Origin of the sequence: Exiguobacterium undae DSM 14481 (genome assembly GCF_000620805.1) — a bacterium.
Lineage (GTDB): Bacteria > Bacillota > Bacilli > Exiguobacteriales > Exiguobacteriaceae > Exiguobacterium_A > Exiguobacterium_A undae.
Window position 1 is genome coordinate 1,160,726 of record NZ_KK211187.1, and the last position, 18,151, is coordinate 1,178,876.

At 46.8% G+C, this 18,151-nt stretch carries 17 protein-coding genes; 14 read left to right on the forward strand and 3 right to left on the reverse strand.

Translation table 11 applies throughout. The features are described from left to right. Positions 1–8 precede the first annotated feature (8 nt). On the forward strand, positions 9–362 hold the full coding sequence (locus tag P397_RS0106500) for a YlaH-like family protein (RefSeq protein WP_026832520.1): 354 nt from the start codon (positions 9–11) through the stop codon (positions 360–362). A 136-nt stretch (positions 363–498) separates the two neighbouring features. Further along, on the forward strand, positions 499–1,560 hold the full coding sequence (locus P397_RS0106505; RefSeq protein WP_028105969.1) for a PQQ-dependent sugar dehydrogenase: 1,062 nt from the start codon (positions 499–501) through the stop codon (positions 1,558–1,560). A gap of 27 nt (positions 1,561–1,587) precedes the next feature. On the opposite strand, the gene P397_RS0106510 is transcribed toward P397_RS0106505, so the two are convergent. After that, positions 1,588–1,791 (reverse strand): YlaI family protein, encoded by a 204-nt coding sequence (locus P397_RS0106510; protein WP_026832522.1) that lies wholly within the window; start codon positions 1,789–1,791, stop codon positions 1,588–1,590. Positions 1,792–1,907: 116 nt separating this feature from the next. Between P397_RS0106510 and P397_RS0106515 the strand changes: the two genes are divergently transcribed. Beyond that, positions 1,908–2,360 (forward strand): PNPOx family protein, encoded by a 453-nt coding sequence (locus tag P397_RS0106515; RefSeq protein WP_028105970.1) that lies wholly within the window; start codon positions 1,908–1,910, stop codon positions 2,358–2,360. A gap of 39 nt (positions 2,361–2,399) precedes the next feature. Next, complete coding sequence (locus tag P397_RS0106520; RefSeq protein WP_026832524.1) at positions 2,400–3,716, forward strand: PhoH family protein; 1,317 nt, start codon at positions 2,400–2,402, stop codon at positions 3,714–3,716. Positions 3,717–3,788: 72 nt separating this feature from the next. Here P397_RS0106520 and P397_RS0106525 read toward each other — a convergent pair whose 3' ends face one another. Further along, positions 3,789–4,250, reverse strand: a complete 462-nt coding sequence (locus P397_RS0106525) for a hypothetical protein (RefSeq protein ID WP_028105971.1) — start codon at positions 4,248–4,250, stop codon at positions 3,789–3,791. 122 nt (positions 4,251–4,372) lie between these two features. Between P397_RS0106525 and P397_RS0106530 the strand changes: the two genes are divergently transcribed. The 4 genes from P397_RS0106530 (at position 4,373) to P397_RS0106545 (ending at position 10,882) form a co-directional block, all read left to right on the forward strand. Then, positions 4,373–4,651, forward strand: coding sequence for a YlaN family protein (locus P397_RS0106530; RefSeq protein WP_014970798.1), 279 nt, complete (start codon positions 4,373–4,375; stop codon positions 4,649–4,651). 70 nt (positions 4,652–4,721) lie between these two features. After that, positions 4,722–5,993 (forward strand): FtsW/RodA/SpoVE family cell cycle protein, encoded by a 1,272-nt coding sequence (locus P397_RS0106535; protein ID WP_026832527.1) that lies wholly within the window; start codon positions 4,722–4,724, stop codon positions 5,991–5,993. After that, on the forward strand, positions 5,986–9,420 hold the full coding sequence (locus tag P397_RS0106540; protein ID WP_028105972.1) for a pyruvate carboxylase: 3,435 nt from the start codon (positions 5,986–5,988) through the stop codon (positions 9,418–9,420). Before P397_RS0106535 ends, P397_RS0106540 begins: the two co-directional genes overlap by 8 nt. A 103-nt stretch (positions 9,421–9,523) precedes the next feature. Beyond that, positions 9,524–10,882: a cryptochrome/photolyase family protein gene (locus P397_RS0106545; RefSeq protein WP_028105973.1), complete on the forward strand. Its 1,359-nt coding sequence runs from the start codon at positions 9,524–9,526 to the stop codon at positions 10,880–10,882. A gap of 103 nt (positions 10,883–10,985) precedes the next feature. Here the strand turns inward: P397_RS0106545 and P397_RS0106550 are convergent, their stop codons facing one another. Beyond that, positions 10,986–11,879: a COX15/CtaA family protein gene (locus P397_RS0106550; RefSeq protein ID WP_026832530.1), complete on the reverse strand. Its 894-nt coding sequence runs from the start codon at positions 11,877–11,879 to the stop codon at positions 10,986–10,988. A 324-nt stretch (positions 11,880–12,203) separates the two neighbouring features. Between P397_RS0106550 and cyoE the strand changes: the two genes are divergently transcribed. From cyoE to ctaG, 6 genes are all read left to right on the forward strand, one after another. After that, complete coding sequence (gene cyoE / locus P397_RS0106555) at positions 12,204–13,136, forward strand: heme o synthase (RefSeq protein ID WP_026832531.1); 933 nt, start codon at positions 12,204–12,206, stop codon at positions 13,134–13,136. A 63-nt stretch (positions 13,137–13,199) separates the two neighbouring features. Beyond that, the gene (gene coxB / locus P397_RS0106560) at positions 13,200–14,231 is read left to right on the forward strand and encodes a cytochrome c oxidase subunit II (RefSeq protein ID WP_051524081.1); all 1,032 of its coding nucleotides are present in this window, start codon (positions 13,200–13,202) and stop codon (positions 14,229–14,231) included. A gap of 34 nt (positions 14,232–14,265) precedes the next feature. Next, the gene (ctaD, locus tag P397_RS0106565; protein WP_026832533.1) at positions 14,266–16,134 is read left to right on the forward strand and encodes a cytochrome c oxidase subunit I; all 1,869 of its coding nucleotides are present in this window, start codon (positions 14,266–14,268) and stop codon (positions 16,132–16,134) included. A gap of 1 nt (position 16,135) precedes the next feature. Further along, positions 16,136–16,765 (forward strand): cytochrome (ubi)quinol oxidase subunit III, encoded by a 630-nt coding sequence (locus P397_RS0106570; RefSeq protein ID WP_035387592.1) that lies wholly within the window; start codon positions 16,136–16,138, stop codon positions 16,763–16,765. Between the two features lies 1 nt (position 16,766). Then, entirely contained in the window at positions 16,767–17,096 is a 330-nt protein-coding gene (locus P397_RS0106575) for a cytochrome C oxidase subunit IV family protein (RefSeq protein ID WP_026832535.1), read from the forward strand. Positions 17,097–17,218: 122 nt separating this feature from the next. Continuing rightward, positions 17,219–18,133: a cytochrome c oxidase assembly factor CtaG gene (gene ctaG / locus P397_RS0106580; RefSeq protein WP_026832536.1), complete on the forward strand. Its 915-nt coding sequence runs from the start codon at positions 17,219–17,221 to the stop codon at positions 18,131–18,133. Positions 18,134–18,151: the final 18 nt, after the last annotated feature.

Below are 18,151 nucleotides of genomic sequence, written 5' to 3' on the forward strand. Positions count from 1 at the left end.
GACTGGCAATGACTGCACAACCTGCCGTTGCTTCTGATTTCTCGAAATATGATATTCCTGCCGTCGCCAAGTTAGTCGGCGTAGGAAGTGATCCAAATAATCTAAGCGCTGGTTTTAACGCGCTGATGATTACCGTCGTCATCTTGACGTTGATTGTGTTTAAATTAGGTTTTGCAAAAGAGTTGGCCTGGTGGAAATCACTGATTGTCTATCTGATGTTGGCTGTTTTCTCAGCTGCGTTAACACTCGTCTTCTGGACGTGGCCGATTCCTGAAGTCTTGCTCGTGATGGTCGTCATTCTTGGAATCTACCGGTTCCGGATGTGGATGGTCAAACGTGAGCGGGAACGGACTGCTACGTAAGTCGATATACGCTTGGACCCGTCTTCTACTCAGAAGACGGGTTTTTTTGTGTAAAACGATGGGAAAATGGCGGTATGTTCGAATTGAGGAGTAATCAGGACAGTTTGGGGAAAAAAACGGTAAGGGGTGATAAAGCATGTGGAAGCATACATGGAGTATTCCAGTTAGCCTTGCAATTGTCTTAGCAGGCTGTTCACAATCTGAAGAACGTGATTCATCAACAGATCAATCAACGTCCGTACCGAAAACAGCGAAAACCGTCGAAAGTAATGTTGTATTAAAAGAGTTACGGACGCCGTGGAATATTGAAAAAAATGAGGAAACGTTTTATATCACGGAACGGGAAGGAACGATTCTGAAAGGATCGAGCAAAGAACAGGTCCGGATGGAGCTTGATCTGTCGGAGAATGTCGTGGCTGAAGGGGAGGGGGGTCTGCTGGGGATGGCACTTGATCCCGACTTCTCGGATAATCAGACAGCTTACGTCTATCACACGTACGAAAAAAATGGAACGTTATACAACCGTGTCATTGAAATCGTTGAACAAGACGATACGTGGAAAGAAACACGTGTTTTACTCGACGAGATTCCGGGTGCGTCCATTCATAACGGCGGACGCATCGAAATCGGACCGGACGACTTTCTATATGTGACGGCAGGTGACGCAGCGGTACCAGAAAATGCCCAAAAGTTGTCTTCCTTAGCAGGTAAGATTTTGCGGATGAAGTTAGACGGGAGTCCGGCTGACGGGAACTTAAGGGAATATGTCTACAGTTATGGTCACCGAAATCCACAAGGATTGGTGTTTGTCGATCAAACGCTTTATGCAACGGAGCATGGACAGAGTGGTCATGATGAAATCAATCGAATCGAATCGAAGAATTACGGGTGGCCGTTGATCGAAGGAACGGAAAAACAGCAAGGACTGGTGACACCTTGGTATGAAGTCGGAGAACAATCCGTCGCACCGAGCGGTGTCGCAGCACTCGACGGGAAATTATATTTTGGAACACTTGTCGGTCAAAGTCTGCGATCAATCGAGACTTCAACGTCAAAAGTGGAACAGGTCGTATCGGATCGAGGTCGGATTCGTGACGTGATGGTCGACGGGGAGGATCTTTATTATATTACAAACAATACAGACGGCAGAGGGAACCCCGGTGACGAGGATGATGTACTCGTCCGTTTAATGCCATAAAAAAACTACTTTGATAGTCAAAGTAGTTCACCATCTTTTTTTAGTTGTCGCCCACGTCGGATACAGGTGGAACTGTCCCGTTTCCTGACGCGCCAACGTTCGCTGGGTAACCCGTTCATGGCATTCGTCACATATGTAGACACGGACTGGTTTGTTCCGCAGCCGTTTCGCTGTGAAGGACCAATCATCGATGGTTTCTCTTTTATCACAAATGGTGCATTTTACACGCATGGGAGGTCCTCCTCTTTTTTTCTTAGTATATCATATTTAAGAATTGTTCAAATCGAAAAAGGAATGCGAAGATCCGATATCGAATGTATCCAATAAGCAGAAGAGGGGGTGGTACCATGGCAAATAAAGTGGAACATCGTCTGAGTGACAAGCAGATGGAAGCATTAACGGATTTACCACTTGTTTTCTTAATCACGCATGACCAATCAACAAGCTGGCCGATCACGCATGCCATCAGTTGGGTGCATGCGAAAGATGAGACGACGATTCGCTTTGCGATTGAAGCCGACTCGCTGATTGTGAAAACATTAACCGATCATCCAATCTTCACACTGATTTTCTTTGCGGATCAGTCGACGTACAGTTTGACCTGTACGGATGTAAAGCCGTTTGAAACAACCGAATCGTTACCTTTAAAGGTAGCGTTGTATGAAGGAGAACTAAAAGAAGTACGCGATATTTTGTTTTATGGGGCTGCCGTATCCGAACGACCGCGTGTGCATAAAACGTACGATGAGGCGGCGGCGGTGCGGTTAGATCATCAGATTCATACGATTTTAAAATCTTAACATTCATCAAAACTCGACTCTAAAGGGGCGACCGATGGAATGAAAAAAATATATGTGCTCGATACCAATGTCATGCTACACGATCCGTTATCCTTGTTTCAATTTCAAGAACACGATGTCGTCATTCCGGCCATCGTCCTAGAAGAACTGGACGGAAAAAAACGTAACATGGATGAGGTCGGACGAAACGCCCGCGAAACGGCACGGATTTTGGACCAACTGCGGGAAACAGGACACTTGCATGCAGGGGTTCCCTTAGGAAACGGCGGAATTCTGCGTGTCGACATCGGCGATACGATCAGTGATGCGTCACCGTTCACCCATGAATCGAACGATAATAAGATTTTGGAGTTGGCCTGGTCGATTCACCGGGAGCAAAAAGAACAGCAAAGCGGTCGCGATGTCATTTTGGTTTCAAAAGATATCTTAGTCCGTGTAAAGGCGGATGCATACGGTTTAGTGGCAGAAGATTACCTGACGGATCATATCGCAGATTTAACGGGACTCTATACGGGATTTGTGGAATTGACCGTGGATCAAGAGTATATCGATGCGTTTTATCAAGATAAACGGTTGTCGGTAGATCTGTTGCCCGAAAAAGTCCATCCCAATCAGTTCGTCATTTTAAAAAGCAACATGTCGAAAGCTTCGGCAATTGCTGTCGTCGATCAAGAAATGCCGATCATTCGAGCGTTGTCACTCGATGTCGATCAAGTCTGGGGGGTCATTCCCCGGAACGTTCAACAACGGATGGCGTTCGAATTACTGCTTCGTGACGATGTGCCGCTCGTGACTCTCGTCGGGAAGGCGGGGACAGGGAAGACGTTGCTCGCGCTCGCAGCAGGTTTATTACAAGTGGAAGATGAGCATCGTTACAAAAAGCTGGTCGTCGCTCGACCGGTTGTTCCGATGGGGAATGACATCGGGTATTTGCCGGGGGAGATGGAAGAAAAATTACGTCCGTGGATGCAACCGATTTATGACAATTTGGAGCATTTGTTTAATACAAGTTCCGGCGACGAGTTAGGGAATATTCTGGCCGGTATGAAGTCGATCCAACTGGAAGCGTTGACGTATATCCGGGGTCGAAGCATGCCGGGACAATTCATCATCATCGATGAAGCGCAGAATTTAACGAAACACGAAGTAAAGACGATTTTAACACGGGTCGGCGAAAATTCTAAAATTGTTCTTGTGGGTGATCCACAACAGATTGACCATCCGTATCTCGATGAATATTCCAACGGACTGTCTTACGCCGTCGAGCGTTTAAAAGGTGAAAAAATGACCGGGCACGTCAAGTTGGTCAAAGGAGAACGGTCGAACTTGGCACGTCTTGCAGCAGATCTTCTCTAAGGAAAAAATATAATCACAAAAAACCCGCTCTGGCTCTCCCTGTTTCTGAGGAGAGCAGAGCGGGTTGTCGTTTTACAAGACCGTAATGCGTTCGACGGAACGTACGATTTGATCCTGGTATAAAAGGTGGACAGGACCATCTGTCAAAACTTTCCCGTCTTTTGAGAACTGAAGATACAGTTCCGGCAAACAATGTAACGCCAGTTCAACTGTCTCGGTTCCTTCAAACCGAAGCATCGTTGCCTCGTCCAAGACTTCAGCATTTTGGATGAATGGGGCTAACGGCATCGCAAACGTTCCCCGCAAGGCTGCATCTTTTTCTTCACGAGTCATCGGCTTATTGTGATCGGTCCGACTGCCTTCGGTGATCCCTTTATCCCAAGCAGCCCCCATCTTGGCGTAATACGCTTCTTGCGCGTTATCGTCGGTCGCTTTCCCAATTTGATCGACTTCAATCTTCCGCTCATCAAAGATCCAAACGGTTGGATCGATGGTAAGTGAATAACGTACCTTGCCTGTGATCGGAAAAATCATCATTATTCCCCCTAAATGTATGAGTCGTGCAAATCCATTATACCGAAACGTTGAATTGTTGGCGAAAGTAAGGTAAAGTTTATCTATAACAGGAACGCGTCATTTGATGAGGAGGGATTGGATTGTCAACTGAAATCGGGACAGTTCATCGCCAGCGCGCTCTTGAGCTACTAGAAGCGGATGCCCATAAAATCCGCCGGTTGATCGAGGTCCAGCTTGCGAATTTAACGATGCCACAATGTCCTCTTTATGAGGAAGTATTGGATACACAAATGTTCGGATTGTCGCGTCAAATTGATTTTGCCGTTCGTCTCGAACTGATTGATGCGAGTGAAGGGAAACAACTACTCGACTCATTGGAACAGCAATTATCTGATTTACATGATGCGGAGACGTGCTGATTTTCTACTCAAACGTGAAATGCGGCGTTTGGGTATTTTTTTTTAGAACTAGAAAAAGGACGTGTACATAATGCAATCGAAGTTTAAAGAAAAGCGTGCGTTTTTTGATTACCGCCTGTTCTTTACGATGTTGGTTCTGATGGCCATCAGTACGGTGATGGTCTATAGTGCCAGCGTGTGGAACGGTGGCGACTATGCCAACACTTCATTTTTTGAAAAACAATTGATGTTTGATGCGATGGCCATCGTCCTGTTTTTATTTGCAGCCCACGTCAATCATGAAGTGTTTCGGGGACCGATTTTCCGTCTGATGCTGTATGTGGTTACATGGGGGATGTTGATGGCGACGTTGTTTTCTGAACCGTTGAACGGGGCGCGTGCTTGGTTGAATTTCGGGATCTTTTTAATCCAACCGATCGAGCTGTGTAAGTTTGTCTTGGTCATTGGGCTCGCCAATTATTTTGATCAAAAACATAAAGGACAGATGAACGGTGTCATCGGGATTGTTCACCATTTCATCCACAGCCAAATGGCGCCGTCTTCGTCCTGGAGACGAATTTTACTCAGTTTTGCGGACTGGCTGTTGATTCCGATGCTCGTCTTATTGGCGCCGTATGCGATCATCATTCGGATGCAACCGGATGACGGAGGATTGTTTATCTTATTGCTGATCACAGCGATGATCTGGTTTGCCGTCGGTTTACCGAGAGGCTATATCGCATTGGCTGCTATCGCTGTACCATTAATCGGCGTGTATGCACTGAATAATTTTTCGGCGAACCAGATGGAGCGGATTCGTGTCATCTTCAATCCATTTCTCGATCCGGAGGATAAGGGATATCAACTGATCAACTCTGTCATCTCGATTGCCCACGGCGGCATATTTGGTGTCGGATTAGGGAACAGTTTTCAGAAGTACGGATATCTGCCGGAGCCGGAAACCGACTATATCATGTCGATCATTTCGGAAGAACTTGGATTTGTAGGCGTGTTCGTTGTTCTCGGATTATTGTTCTTCTTAATGTTCCAAGGCGCACGAATCGCCTATCAGTCGGCATCGATTTATTCCAGTATGGTCGCATTAGGAATTTCATCGATTATTTTCATTCAGACGTGTATCAACATCAGCGCCATGTCCGGTCTGTTTCCGGGTACCGGAGTGACCCTGCCGTTCATCAGTTATGGCGGCTCGTCACTGTTGGTCATGAGTACGATGCTTGGTGTCGTGGCAAATATTTCGATGCAAAACAAGCACCGGATAGCGTATCATAAGGAAGTACAGGAAGCACGCAACATGAGTGCTACGAGTTCATTACCTAAAGGGGGAGCATCAGTTGACTAAAATCAAAAAAATTCTTGTCGCGAACCGCGGAGAAATCGCGATTCGAGTATTTCGTGCGGCAACCGAACTTGGGATTCGGACAGTCGCAATTTATTCACGAGAAGATATGGGATCGCTTCACCGATATAAAGCAGACGAGGCGTATCGGATCGGCGAAGGAAAAAAGCCGATCGAAGCCTACCTCGACATCGAAGGGATTATCGCCACGGCGAAAGAAGCAGGATGTGACGCGATCCATCCCGGATATGGTTTTTTATCAGAAAATATTGAACTCGCAACACGTTGTCGGGAAGAAGGAATCATCTTCATCGGACCGCGAGAAGAACATCTATACAGTTTCGGGGATAAGGTCCGTGCCCGGACGACAGCCATCGAAGCGGGTCTCCCCGTCATACCGGGAACGGATGGTCCGATCACATCGATTGATGAAGCCTATGCCTTTGCTGAAAAAGCCGGTTATCCGTTAATGGTCAAAGCCTCTCTTGGTGGTGGCGGCCGAGGAATGCGTGTTGTCCGGACAGAAGAAGAACTGCCGGAAATGATTGAACGGGCCAAGTCAGAAGCCTTAAAAGCGTTTGGTTCCGATGAAATTTATGTAGAGAAATTGATTGAACGTCCTAAACACATCGAAGTTCAAATCATTGGGGATGCGCACGGAAACATCGTCCATCTGTTTGAGCGGGATTGTTCCGTCCAACGTCGTCATCAAAAAGTTGTCGAGGTGGCACCTTGTGTCACGTTGTCTGATGCAGGACGACAGAAGATTTGTGATGCTGCCGTGACATTGATGAAACATGTCGGCTATGAGAATGCGGGAACGGTCGAATTTTTGGTGACACAAGACGAATCGTTCTATTTTATTGAAGTCAACCCACGTGTTCAAGTAGAGCACACGATTACAGAGATGATTACAGGAATTGATATCGTCCAGACACAGATTCGGGTAGCTGAAGGTGAGTCGCTACATAGTGAATTGGTAGGCATTCCTGCTCAAGAAGACATTCAAATGCTTGGTTTTGCCATCCAAAGTCGGATTACATCGGAAGATCCAGAAAACGGCTTCTTGCCGGATACAGGAAAAATCAAGGCGTACCGTTCACCGGGTGGTTTTGGCGTCCGTCTAGACGGTGGAAACGCATATGTTGGAGCAGAAATTTCACCATATTATGATTCGTTGCTCGTTAAGATTTCGACACACGGTTTGACATACGATCAAGCCGTCGCGAAGATGAGCCGGAACTTAAGTGAATTCCGAATCCGCGGTATTAAAACGAACATTCCGTTCTTGAGCAATGTCTTGAAGCACCATGCGTTTATCAGTGGGGACTACAACACGTCCTTTATTGACGATACGAAGGAATTATTTATCTTCCCGAAACGTCAAGACCGTGGAACGAAGTTATTGACGTACATCGGAGAAGTTTCTGTTAACGGATTCCCAGGCATCGGGAAGATTGACAAACCGATTGCCCGGGATGTACGGATTCCGAAGGAGTTGCCGGCAGACTATCAAGCCGGAGCCAAAGCCATCCTGGAAGCAGAAGGTCCGCTTGGTGTCATCAACTGGCTAAAAGCACAAGATCGCGTTCAATTGACGGATACGACATTCCGTGATGCCCACCAGTCGTTACTGGCGACCCGGATGCGGACGAAGGACTTGGTTGCGATTGCGGAAGCGGAAGCCAAACTGCTGCCGGAACTGTTCTCGGTCGAAGCATGGGGCGGGGCAACGTTTGATGTCGCCTACCGTTTCTTGTCTGAAGATCCATGGGTCCGTTTGATGAAGTTACGTGAGAAGATGCCTAACGTCTTGATTCAAATGTTGTTGCGGGGAGCAAATGGCGTCGGCTATAAAAACTATCCGGACAATGTCATTCATGCATTCGTCAAAGAATCAGCACAAGCAGGCGTCGATGTTTTCCGAATCTTTGACAGTTTAAATAATCCGGAATCGATTCAACTCGCCATCGATGCGGTCTTACCAACGGGTAAAATCGCGGAAGCTGCCGTGTGTTATACAGGTGATCTGTTTGATGCGAACCGTCCGAAATATCACTTGCCGTACTACGTGAAACTGGCCAAACAGTTGGAAGCAAGCGGAGCACATATCATTGCCATCAAGGATATGGCAGGATTGCTTAAACCGGAAGCGGCTTACGCCCTCGTATCTGCCTTAAAAGACGCAGTCGATCTGCCGATCCATCTGCATACGCATGATGCGAGCGGAAACGGGATTTATACGTACGCCCGTGCGGTTGACGCCGGTGTCGATATCGTCGATGTGGCGGCTTCAAGTATGGCAGGATTGACGAGTCAGCCGGCCGGTGGAAGTCTGATTCATGCCTTGAGTGGTCACAAACGCCAACCACTCGTATCGGCACAGAAATTTGAGCAGGTCTCTGATTACTGGCAGGACGTCAGACACCTCTATCAAGCATTTGAGCTTGATATGCTAGCGCCAAACCCGACGGTCTATGATCATGAAATGCCGGGGGGACAATATTCGAACTTGCAACAACAGGCAAAAGCCGTCGGACTCGCGGATCGCTGGTCGGAAGTCAAGACGATGTACGCCCGGGTCAACATGTTGTTTGGTGATATCGTGAAAGTTACCCCGTCTTCTAAAGTCGTCGGAGACATGGCGCTGTTCATGGTCCAACATCACTTGACGGAAGACGATGTACTCGAACGCGCAAGCAATCTGGACTTCCCGGATTCGGTCGTCGAATTGATGAAGGGAGAACTCGGTACACCACCAGACGGGTTCCCGAAACAAGTTCAGGCGGCTATCTTAAAAGGCGTCGAACCGTTGACGGAACGTCCGGGTAAAATGATGGAACCGCTCAACTTTGATGCCATCAAACATGAACTGTTCGAAAAGCTGGAACGTCCGGTGACGGAGTTTGATGCGTTGGCTTACGCCCTGTATCCAAAAGTCTTCCTTGATTACAGTTCATATGTCGAGCGATACGGTGATATCTCGGTTCTCGATACGAGTACATTCTTCCACGGCATGCGTTTAGGTGAGACGATCGAAGTCGAGATCGAGCGCGGGAAAACCTTATACCTCAAACTGATTCAAGTCGGTCAGCCAAACGATCATGGTGTCCGTGTCATCTATTACGAGATGAACGGTGTACCACGTGAAGTCGAAGTGAAGGATATCAGCATCAAGGAAAGCTCATCCAGCCGTCCGAAAGCGGATCGTTCGAATCCGAAACAGATTGGCGCTTCGATGCCGGGCAGCGTCTTGAAAGTCCTCGTTGAACCGGGAACGCGCGTCCGTAAAGGCGAACAGTTACTCGTCACGGAAGCGATGAAGATGGAGACGACGATTCAAGCGCCGGAAGACGGTGAAATCAAAGCCGTCCACGTAAAAGAAGGCGAAGCGATTGCAGGTCAAGATTTATTGATTGAATTCATCTGACACGCAACGCCAAAAAGGAAGAACTCATAATACGTTAAACAGGCGAAACGCATGGCGGATTGCCTGTTTTTCGTTCATTTTCAACTTTCAGGGAGGAACGACTATGAACATCATTTGTTGGATTCGGAGCGATTTCCGAATCGAGGACAATCACATGTTGGCGCAAGCCACGCACTATCTCGAAGAGAACGAGCAGGCAAACGTCGAGTTCGTGTTTTGGATCAATCCGGAGTACATCGGGGAGTACGATGCCCGTCAACAATATTTTTTCCAAGCACTTGAACAGTTTGCGAAGGTGTGTAAGACAAACGGCATGCCGATTCGGTTTATTGAAGGAACGGAAACAGACTTTTTAAAGGCGACGGAGATGGCTGACGTTCTGCTGTTTAATGCGGAATACGTGGAACCGTTCAAGACACGGGATGACGCAATCATCAAAAAACGCGGCGAGAAGAAGACGGAACGACTGCTCGATCGGCATTTGCTTCACCCTCATGCCGTAAAGAAAAACGATGGCTCGTATTATAAAGTCTTCACCCCGTACAAAAATACCTTTCTCAAAAAAGAGTTGCCAAAACCGTATCCGGTCGACCTCAAGCGTCTGCAGGAACGTTATCAAAAGCGTCGGCAAAACAATGCGTTCATGCTGGAATATTTTAAACAGGCGGAATCGGACATCGATTTTAAACCCGGTGAAGAACAGGCGAAGAAGCGGTTGAAGCAGTTCCTGAAGGCTAGCCTGGCATCGTATGAAGAGCAGCGGGATCTTCCGGCTGTTGATGGCACGAGTTTAATGTCACGTTATCTGCGGACCGGAGAGATTGGGATTCGGACGATTTTTGAGGCGGTCAGCCAGGAGAAGGATTCGAAAGGGAAACAAACCTATATCACGGAGCTGATTTGGCGCGAATTTTACTATACGATTCTGTTGCATTATCCGGAAGCTAAGCGTCTTCCGGTCAATGAGCAGTATACGCAAATCAAGTGGGAAGAGGATGAAGAAGGGTTTAAAGCCTGGTCGGAAGGCAAAACCGGTTATCCGATCGTCGATGCCGCCATGCGGCAACTGAATACGACTGGATGGATGCATAATCGTCTCCGGATGATCGTCGCCTCCTTTTTGACCAAGGACCTGCTGATTGACTGGCAAAAAGGAGAACGGTACTTTCAGCAAAAGCTGGTCGACTATGAGGCTGCCTCGAATATTGGAGGCTGGCAATGGGCGGCATCGGTCGGGACGGATGCCGTTCCATACTTCCGAGTTTTTAATCCGACGACCCAATCGAAGAAGTTTGATAAGGATGGAACGTTCATCCGCAACTATTTGCCGGAAATCAAGGATTTACCGAAAACGTCGATTCATGAACCGACGGAACAACAACGAAAAGATTACGATTATCCCATGCCCATCGTCGATCATGACATGGCACGGAAGCGGGCGATTGCCCGTTTTAAAGAATAAAAGAAATCAATAGATGGCAACAGGGGGTGGATTTTAAAATCCACCCCCTGTTGCGTATACCGACCGACGGTTCAGCCGCGATTTTTAGAGACCTGAAAAACAATCAGTGTAATCGGGAATCTGTTTTGCGTGTCCGGAAAGCATGGTATGCGAGATACGAAATGACACCGAAGTAACACGTGATCAAGAAGGCGTGCAACAACGGAACGTAAGTGGCGTGACCACCTAAGACGATCCAGGCACCAGTCGCGACCTGACAAGAGATGAAGAAGGTCGCAAACCACATGGCAGTCCGTGTCGTCCGATGTTTCAGACGGATCGCCATGAAGTGGACGAACAACGTATAGAAAAACAAGAGTCCGGCGAGTATCCGGTGAATCATTTGGACCCAGGCTTCAAACGTCATGGTCGGTTGTTCACAAACCGGCCAGCCGACACAGGCATATGTAGCACCGACGTGGCGGACAAACGCGCCGGTATACACGACGATTAGTGTATAAACCAATAAGCCGTAAAGAAGTTTACGTAAGAATGCTGGGACGGATTCCCTGAATTCTCGACCGGGACGTTCCATGATCAATATCGTTAAGATGAGCAAGGAAGCGAAGGAAATCAGTGAGATTCCGAAATGCAACGCCATGACCAGATCGGACTGTTGCCAGACGACGGCTCCTGCACCAACGATGGATTGAATCAACATGAAAATAAAGGCTAGGAAAGCGAAGATTTTTATATCTAGACGCTCCTTGAATGCGACGAGTGTCCATAGGCAAAGCGCGATGATCAATAATCCGACGACACCTGTCACGGCACGGTGACTATATTCAATCATCGTTTCGACACTAGGGTTGGTTGGAATCAATTCACCGTGACAGAGCGGCCAGTCCGTTCCGCACCCGTTACCTGAATCGGTTTTTGTGACAGTCCCCCCCATGAGGAGAACAATCATCATCGTGAATGTCACGAATGCTGAAAAGATCGAAAGTTTTCGATTCAAGACGCAGACACCACCTTTCTGGAAAAATACAAGATACTTGAAATACCTAGCAATAGTATCGCATAAAAAATATCGAAACGCTTGCAATCTTTTAGAAGAACGCTATTCTAATATTAGGTAAATATGGTGAACTGTGAGGTAAATCACATAGATTTCACATTTTGTTCATTATGTCGAAAGTATTTTCATACGTCACGACCTTGAATATGTGGTATCTTTTATAGAGAAAAGGACGTTTCGTGGCGTGTCTGTGTTATTTCTGTGAAGAAAATGCGTGTACCATGCGTACAGAGAGAACACAGGCGGTTAGAAGGAGGAAACAACATGGCGAAAGTAAATGGGGAGACCCTGGACATCATGATCGAGCAATCGGATCAACCGACGTTCAAGGACTATGTCACCCTAGCAAAGATGGGAATCGTCCGTGCGAATCTCATCACCGTCTTCGCAGGTTATGTCGTGGCAGCATCGTACTTAACGGATGATGTTCTACTCTATTTGTGGCAGACGAAGTTGACGTTATTGTGGACACTTCTTGGAAGTGGACTGGTCATTGCCGGTAGTTGTTACCTCAATAACTACATCGATCGTGACATTGATTATAAGATGGAACGGACGATGGGGAGACCGAGTGTGACCGGTAAGATGGACGGGCAACGGATATTGGCATTAGGACTTGGTATACTGGCTACCGGTACCATCCTTTTGTTAATCGTTAACCATGTCGCAGCAGTTTTCGGATTGATTGGATCGTTTGTCTACGTCGTCATCTACACGATGTGGCTGAAGCGGACGCATACGATCAATACGGTCGTAGGTGGTATATCTGGAGCAGTGCCACCGATCATTGGATTTGCGGCAGTCACTCCGACACTTCATATCGATGCATGGATTTTATTTCTCATCATGTTCGTATGGCAACCGCCTCACTTCCTTGCGCTCGCCATGAGACGGACGGAAGAGTACCGGGCTGCCGGTATTCCAATGTTACCTGTCGTCAATGGTTTTGCGATCACGAAACGACAAATTGTATGGTGGATCGCAGTTTTAGTTCCATCATCACTCCTCCTTGCGCACTACGGCATCATTTATATGCTTGTCATGGCAGTGCTTGGCGGATACTGGCTCTACATGGGATTGAAAGGTCTCAAAATCAAGGAAGAACAAGCTGAGATTAAGTGGGCTTCGAAGATGTTTTTCTTCTCGCTCTTCTACTTCACGGCTTGGATCGTGACTGTCGTACTCGTTTCTCTCTAAAACGATTTGACATATTCACGAACATCAGCAAGAAAGAAAAAAATTGGGGAAAAGAAAGTGGGGATGGTTGTGAAAAAATCAGGAAAAATGCTCTTCCGGCTTCTTCCGATCGGTTTGATGGCATTGTTGTTATCAGGTTGTGGAATCCCGGAATTGTCCGCACTACAGCCTCGCGGGGAAGGCGCACAAATGCAACTTGAGATCATTAAGCTCAGCTTATGGGTCATGTTGTTTGTCCTTGCGATTGTAGCAGTCATCTATATTTACGTACTTATGAAATTCCGTCGTAAAGCTGGAGACAACACAGTTCCAAAACAAGTTGAAGGGAATCATACGCTCGAGATCATCTGGACGGTCATTCCAATCCTCTTGTTAGTCGTCCTTGCTGTACCGACGATCAAAACGACAGTCGAATTAGCAGATGCAAAAGAAGCGAAGAAAAATGAAATCATCAACGTTACGGCAAACCTTTACTGGTGGGAATTTGAATATCCGGATAAAGGCGTTTCGACAGGACAAGAACTTGTCATCCCAGTCGGCAAACGAGTTGCTGTCAACTTGACATCAAAAGACGTCATTCACTCATTCTGGGTACCTGCACTTTCAGGTAAAACAGATACAAACCCAGGTCTTGAGAATGAAATGTGGTTACAAGCACAAGAAGCCGGTACATACTACGGTAAATGTGCGGAGTTATGTGGACCATCACACGCATTGATGGACTTTAAAGTCATCGCACTTGAGCAAGATGAGTACGATGCATGGCTTAAAGACATGAAAACAGCAAAAGAAGCAGAAACAAAACAGCTTGATGCGAAAAACGAAAAGAACTGGACAACAGGCGAGCAAGTCTACGCACAAAACTGTCTCAGTTGTCACGGCGGCGGGAAAGTCGCGCCGAGCTTAACAAACTTTGGTGATCGTGAGCGTATCGCAGGATACCTTGATCATGACAAAGAAAATCTCGAAAAATGGATTCGCGATCCACAAAAAGAAAAACAAGGAACGAAAATGCCTGGTTTCTCTGAGGATCAGATCAGCGATGACGAGTTAAGCGAATTGGCAGACTATCTATTGGACAAGAAGCTCCAATAATATTTAAGGGGGAATCATAGTGGGGACACATACTATGGGTATGCCGAAGAAAAAAAGCGGCATCATGGACTGGCTAACGACAGTCGACCATAAAAAAATCGGGGTTCTCTACATCATGTCCGGATTGTTTTTCCTTCTGGTCGGTGGCGTAGAAGCCTTAATGATTCGTTTTCAGCTGATTAAACCGATGAACGATTTCGTCAGCGGTGAGTTATTTAACCAGTTGATCACGATGCACGGTACGACGATGATCTTCCTGGCAGCGATGCCGATGTTGATCGGGTACATGAACGCAGCTGTACCATTACAAATCGGGGCGCGCGACGTTGCCTTCCCGTTTTTGAATGCACTTGGTTTTTGGTTGTTCTTCTTCGGGGGAGTGCTCTTGAACCTATCATGGTTCTTCGGCGCAGCACCAAACGCAGGATGGACTGCGTATGCACCACTTTCAACAGTTCCAGAATCACTTGGTGTTGACTTCTATGCACTTGGATTACAGATTTCTGGTTTCGGTACATTAATGGGGGGGATCAACTTCCTCGTTACGATTTTAAACATGCGTGCACCAGGTATGAAACTGATGCGGATGCCGTTGTTCACTTGGACAGCATTCGTTGCTTCTGCCTTGATCGTTTTCGCTTTCCCGCCACTTACGGTCGGATTATTCCTCTTGACGTTTGAACGGTTGTTCGGAGCTCATTTCTTTGATCCGGCAGCGGGTGGTAACATCGTCATCTGGGAACACCTTTTCTGGATTTTCGGTCACCCGGAAGTTTATATCTTGATTTTACCGGCCTTCGGTATTTTCTCAGAAATCATTCCTACTTTTGCCCGTAAACGTCTCTTCGGTTATACGACGATGGTCTTTGCGACAATGTTGATCGGTTTCTTAGGATTCATGGTTTGGGTTCACCACATGTTCACAGTCGGTCTCGGTCCTGTTGCGAACGCAATCTTCGCGGTTGCGACAATGGCGATTGCCGTTCCGACCGGGGTTAAGATATTCAACTGGCTCTTTACGCTGTGGGGCGGTAAACTGACGTTCCCTGTTGCGATGTTGTATTCGGTTGCCTTCATTCCATCGTTCCTCGTTGGTGGTATGACGGGTGTCATGCTTTCTGTTGCACCAGCCGATTATCAGTACCATGACAGTTATTTCGTAGTTGCCCACTTCCACTACGTTATCGTCGGTGGGGTTGTCTTTGGTCTCTTCGCCGGTCTTTACTACTGGTTCCCGCTCATGTTCGGGAAACAGTTGAACGAATTCTGGGGTAAAATTCAATTCTGGTTGTTCTTCATCGGCTTCCACTTGACGTTCTTCCCGCAACACATTCTCGGTCTGACAGGAATGCCACGTCGTGTCTTCACGTACTTGCCAAACCAAGGCTGGGAAACAATGAACTTGCTGTCGTCAATCGGGGCAGGCTTCATGGGTGTCTCGACAATCGTATTGGTTGTTTCGATTGCAGCGGCATTGATGTCAAAAGAATACGTCAAACGTGATGTTTGGGGAGATGGACGGACACTTGAGTGGACGCTTCCTGTCCCAACACCAGAATATAATTTTGCACAAACACCACTTGTCAAAGGACTTGACACATACTGGCTCGAAAAAATGGCAGGAAACAAAACCGTTTCCGTTTCGGAAGAAGTTGGCGATATCCACATGCCGAACAACACGATTCTGCCGTTCGTCATGTCAGTCGGTCTATTCCTCGCAGGTCTCGGATTTATTCTTCGCCTGGACTACGGAACAGTCGGTCTCGTCGTTGCGTTGATCGGTCTCGCTACGACACTCGTTGCGATGTTCCTCCGTTCATGGATTGACGATGAAGGATACTACATTCCAAAATCCGTCATCGAAGAAGATCTACGCCTTGAAGCTGAAAAGGAGGCGAAGTAAGATGGGACATCATTCAGTTCCAAATAACCCGATCACGGGTATTCCGGATCATGTTGAAAAAGCAACACTTGAGGGTAAGAATAAATATGTAGCCTTCTGGTTCTTCCTTGGTGGAGAGACAACATTGTTTGCCTCGCTATTCGGGACGTACATCGGGTTGCATAATTCGGGTGCGAAAGAAGGATTACGCAGTTACGATATTTTTGAAATGGGTCTTGTCTTCATCATGACAATGCTCCTTCTCACAAGTTCACTGACAAGTGTCCTTGCGATGATGGCGATGAAACGTAATGATGTGAAGAAGATGAAAATGTGGTTGATCATCACACTTGTTCTTGGATTAGCGTTCTTAGCGGGTGAGATTTATGAGTTTAATCATTACTACCACATCGGTCATACGTTTACGTCAAGTGCCTTTGGATCAGCATTCTATACGCTTGTCGGATTCCACGGCGCACACGTCTTGTTTGGTCTTCTCTGGATCACGACATTACTCGTCCGTAACTGGAATCGCGGTATCACAGTCGTGAACGCACCGAAATATTATGTTTCAAGTCTTTACTGGCACTTCATTGACGTCGTCTGGGTCTTTATCTTCTCAGTCGTCTACCTCATGGGGATGGTGAAATAAGATGGAAAAACACGAACCGCAACTGACACGTAATCAAATGGAGCTCGAGATGAAAGCAGACCGCAGCCGCGAGATGCAACTTCAACTCACAAGCTTTGCCTTGATGATCTTCCTGACGTTGATCGCCTTTGGTGCGGTCATGGCAGAACTCATGCCTCACTGGGCAGCCGGTGGATTCTTGATCATCATGGCGATCGTGCAAGTCTATCTTCAACTTTATATGTTCATGCACATGAACAATAAAGGGAACACATGGATTAAAGTCATGATGGCACTTGGGATCTTCGTCGCCTTGACGATTGTCGCGACACTCCGTCTTTTAATCTGGTAATAAATTGTGACCATTCTGCTAACGTTTAGCAGGATGGTCTTTTATTTTAGAATCGTTTTATGAGAAACCTTTACAATGAAATAGGGGAACGGTAATCTTAATCTGTAGGAAAAAGGAACGGGGTGAGAAATGTGTTAGGCAACTTAAGGGGATCTTTATCACAATTTGACTGGACGGTTTTGTGGAGTCCATATTATGCTTTACTGTTGATTGGAATCTATATTTTTTATGCAGTCGTGACGGAAAAAATTCGTCGACCGGATGAGGCGGAGACAACGCTTGGTCAGAAATTTTCCATGTTGGCTGCTTTGGTAGTATATTACATTGGTTTTGGTAGTCCGCTCGATGTAATGGCGCATATTACGTTCTCAGCGCATATGTTGCAGATGGTATTCGTCTATATGGTGGCACCGCCACTGTTGATGCTGGCGATTCCTGGATGGGTATTCAAACGCTTGTTTGAAGTCCCTTATCTTGGACGAGTATTACGGTTCTTTATCTTGCCATTGATTGCATTGGTCGTATTTAATTCACTGTTTACGTTTTATCATATGCCTTTCATTTTTGATTATGTCCTGACGAATTACACGGTGCACCGGATTTTCCACGGGGCATTGATTTTCCTCAGCATGACGATGTGGTATCCGATCATCGCACCGGTGAACGAGGAAGACAGTTTATCGGATTTGAAGAAGATGGTTTACATCGTCGCCAATGGCGTCTTGTTGACACCAGCCTGTGCCTTCATGATCTTTAGTCAAAGTTTTCAATATGAAGCCTATCAAGATCCGGCGACGTTCGCAAAAGTTCTTGCGTACTGTATGCCAAACAATGATGTAAGTGGACTTGATATGGAGCGTTTGTTCGGAACAACAAAAGATCTGCTGGAAGACCAACGTTTTGGTGGCGTATTGATGAAGCTTGGTCAAGAGCTGGTATACGGATTGTTCTTTGGACTTACGTTCTTCACATGGGTGAGACGTTCTAAAAGTACTGCTGTCGATGAAGGTATGTCCTTCTCGCCAAAAGCGGATTAAATTGGGGGAAGTTGGAAC

What these genes read in the sequence shown, in the direction of transcription:
- P397_RS0106505 (WP_028105969.1), top strand. Translation starts at nt 499, where the DNA reads ATGTGGAAGCATACATGGAGTATTCCAGTTAGCCTTGCAATTGTCTTA.
- ctaD (WP_026832533.1), top strand. Translation starts at nt 14,266, where the DNA reads ATGGGTATGCCGAAGAAAAAAAGCGGCATCATGGACTGGCTAACGACA.
- P397_RS0106570 (WP_035387592.1), top strand. Translation starts at nt 16,136, where the DNA reads ATGGGACATCATTCAGTTCCAAATAACCCGATCACGGGTATTCCGGAT.
- P397_RS0106575 (WP_026832535.1), top strand. Translation starts at nt 16,767, where the DNA reads ATGGAAAAACACGAACCGCAACTGACACGTAATCAAATGGAGCTCGAG.
- P397_RS0106520 (WP_026832524.1), top strand. Translation starts at nt 2,400, where the DNA reads ATGAAAAAAATATATGTGCTCGATACCAATGTCATGCTACACGATCCG.
- coxB (WP_051524081.1), top strand. Translation starts at nt 13,200, where the DNA reads ATGGTTGTGAAAAAATCAGGAAAAATGCTCTTCCGGCTTCTTCCGATC.
- cyoE (WP_026832531.1), top strand. Translation starts at nt 12,204, where the DNA reads ATGGCGAAAGTAAATGGGGAGACCCTGGACATCATGATCGAGCAATCG.
- P397_RS0106525 (WP_028105971.1), bottom strand. Translation starts at nt 4,250, where the DNA reads ATGATTTTTCCGATCACAGGCAAGGTACGTTATTCACTTACCATCGAT.
- P397_RS0106515 (WP_028105970.1), top strand. Translation starts at nt 1,908, where the DNA reads ATGGCAAATAAAGTGGAACATCGTCTGAGTGACAAGCAGATGGAAGCA.
- P397_RS0106510 (WP_026832522.1), bottom strand. Translation starts at nt 1,791, where the DNA reads ATGCGTGTAAAATGCACCATTTGTGATAAAAGAGAAACCATCGATGAT.
- P397_RS0106545 (WP_028105973.1), top strand. Translation starts at nt 9,524, where the DNA reads ATGAACATCATTTGTTGGATTCGGAGCGATTTCCGAATCGAGGACAAT.
- P397_RS0106535 (WP_026832527.1), top strand. Translation starts at nt 4,722, where the DNA reads ATGCAATCGAAGTTTAAAGAAAAGCGTGCGTTTTTTGATTACCGCCTG.
- P397_RS0106500 (WP_026832520.1), top strand. Translation starts at nt 9, where the DNA reads ATGACTGCACAACCTGCCGTTGCTTCTGATTTCTCGAAATATGATATT.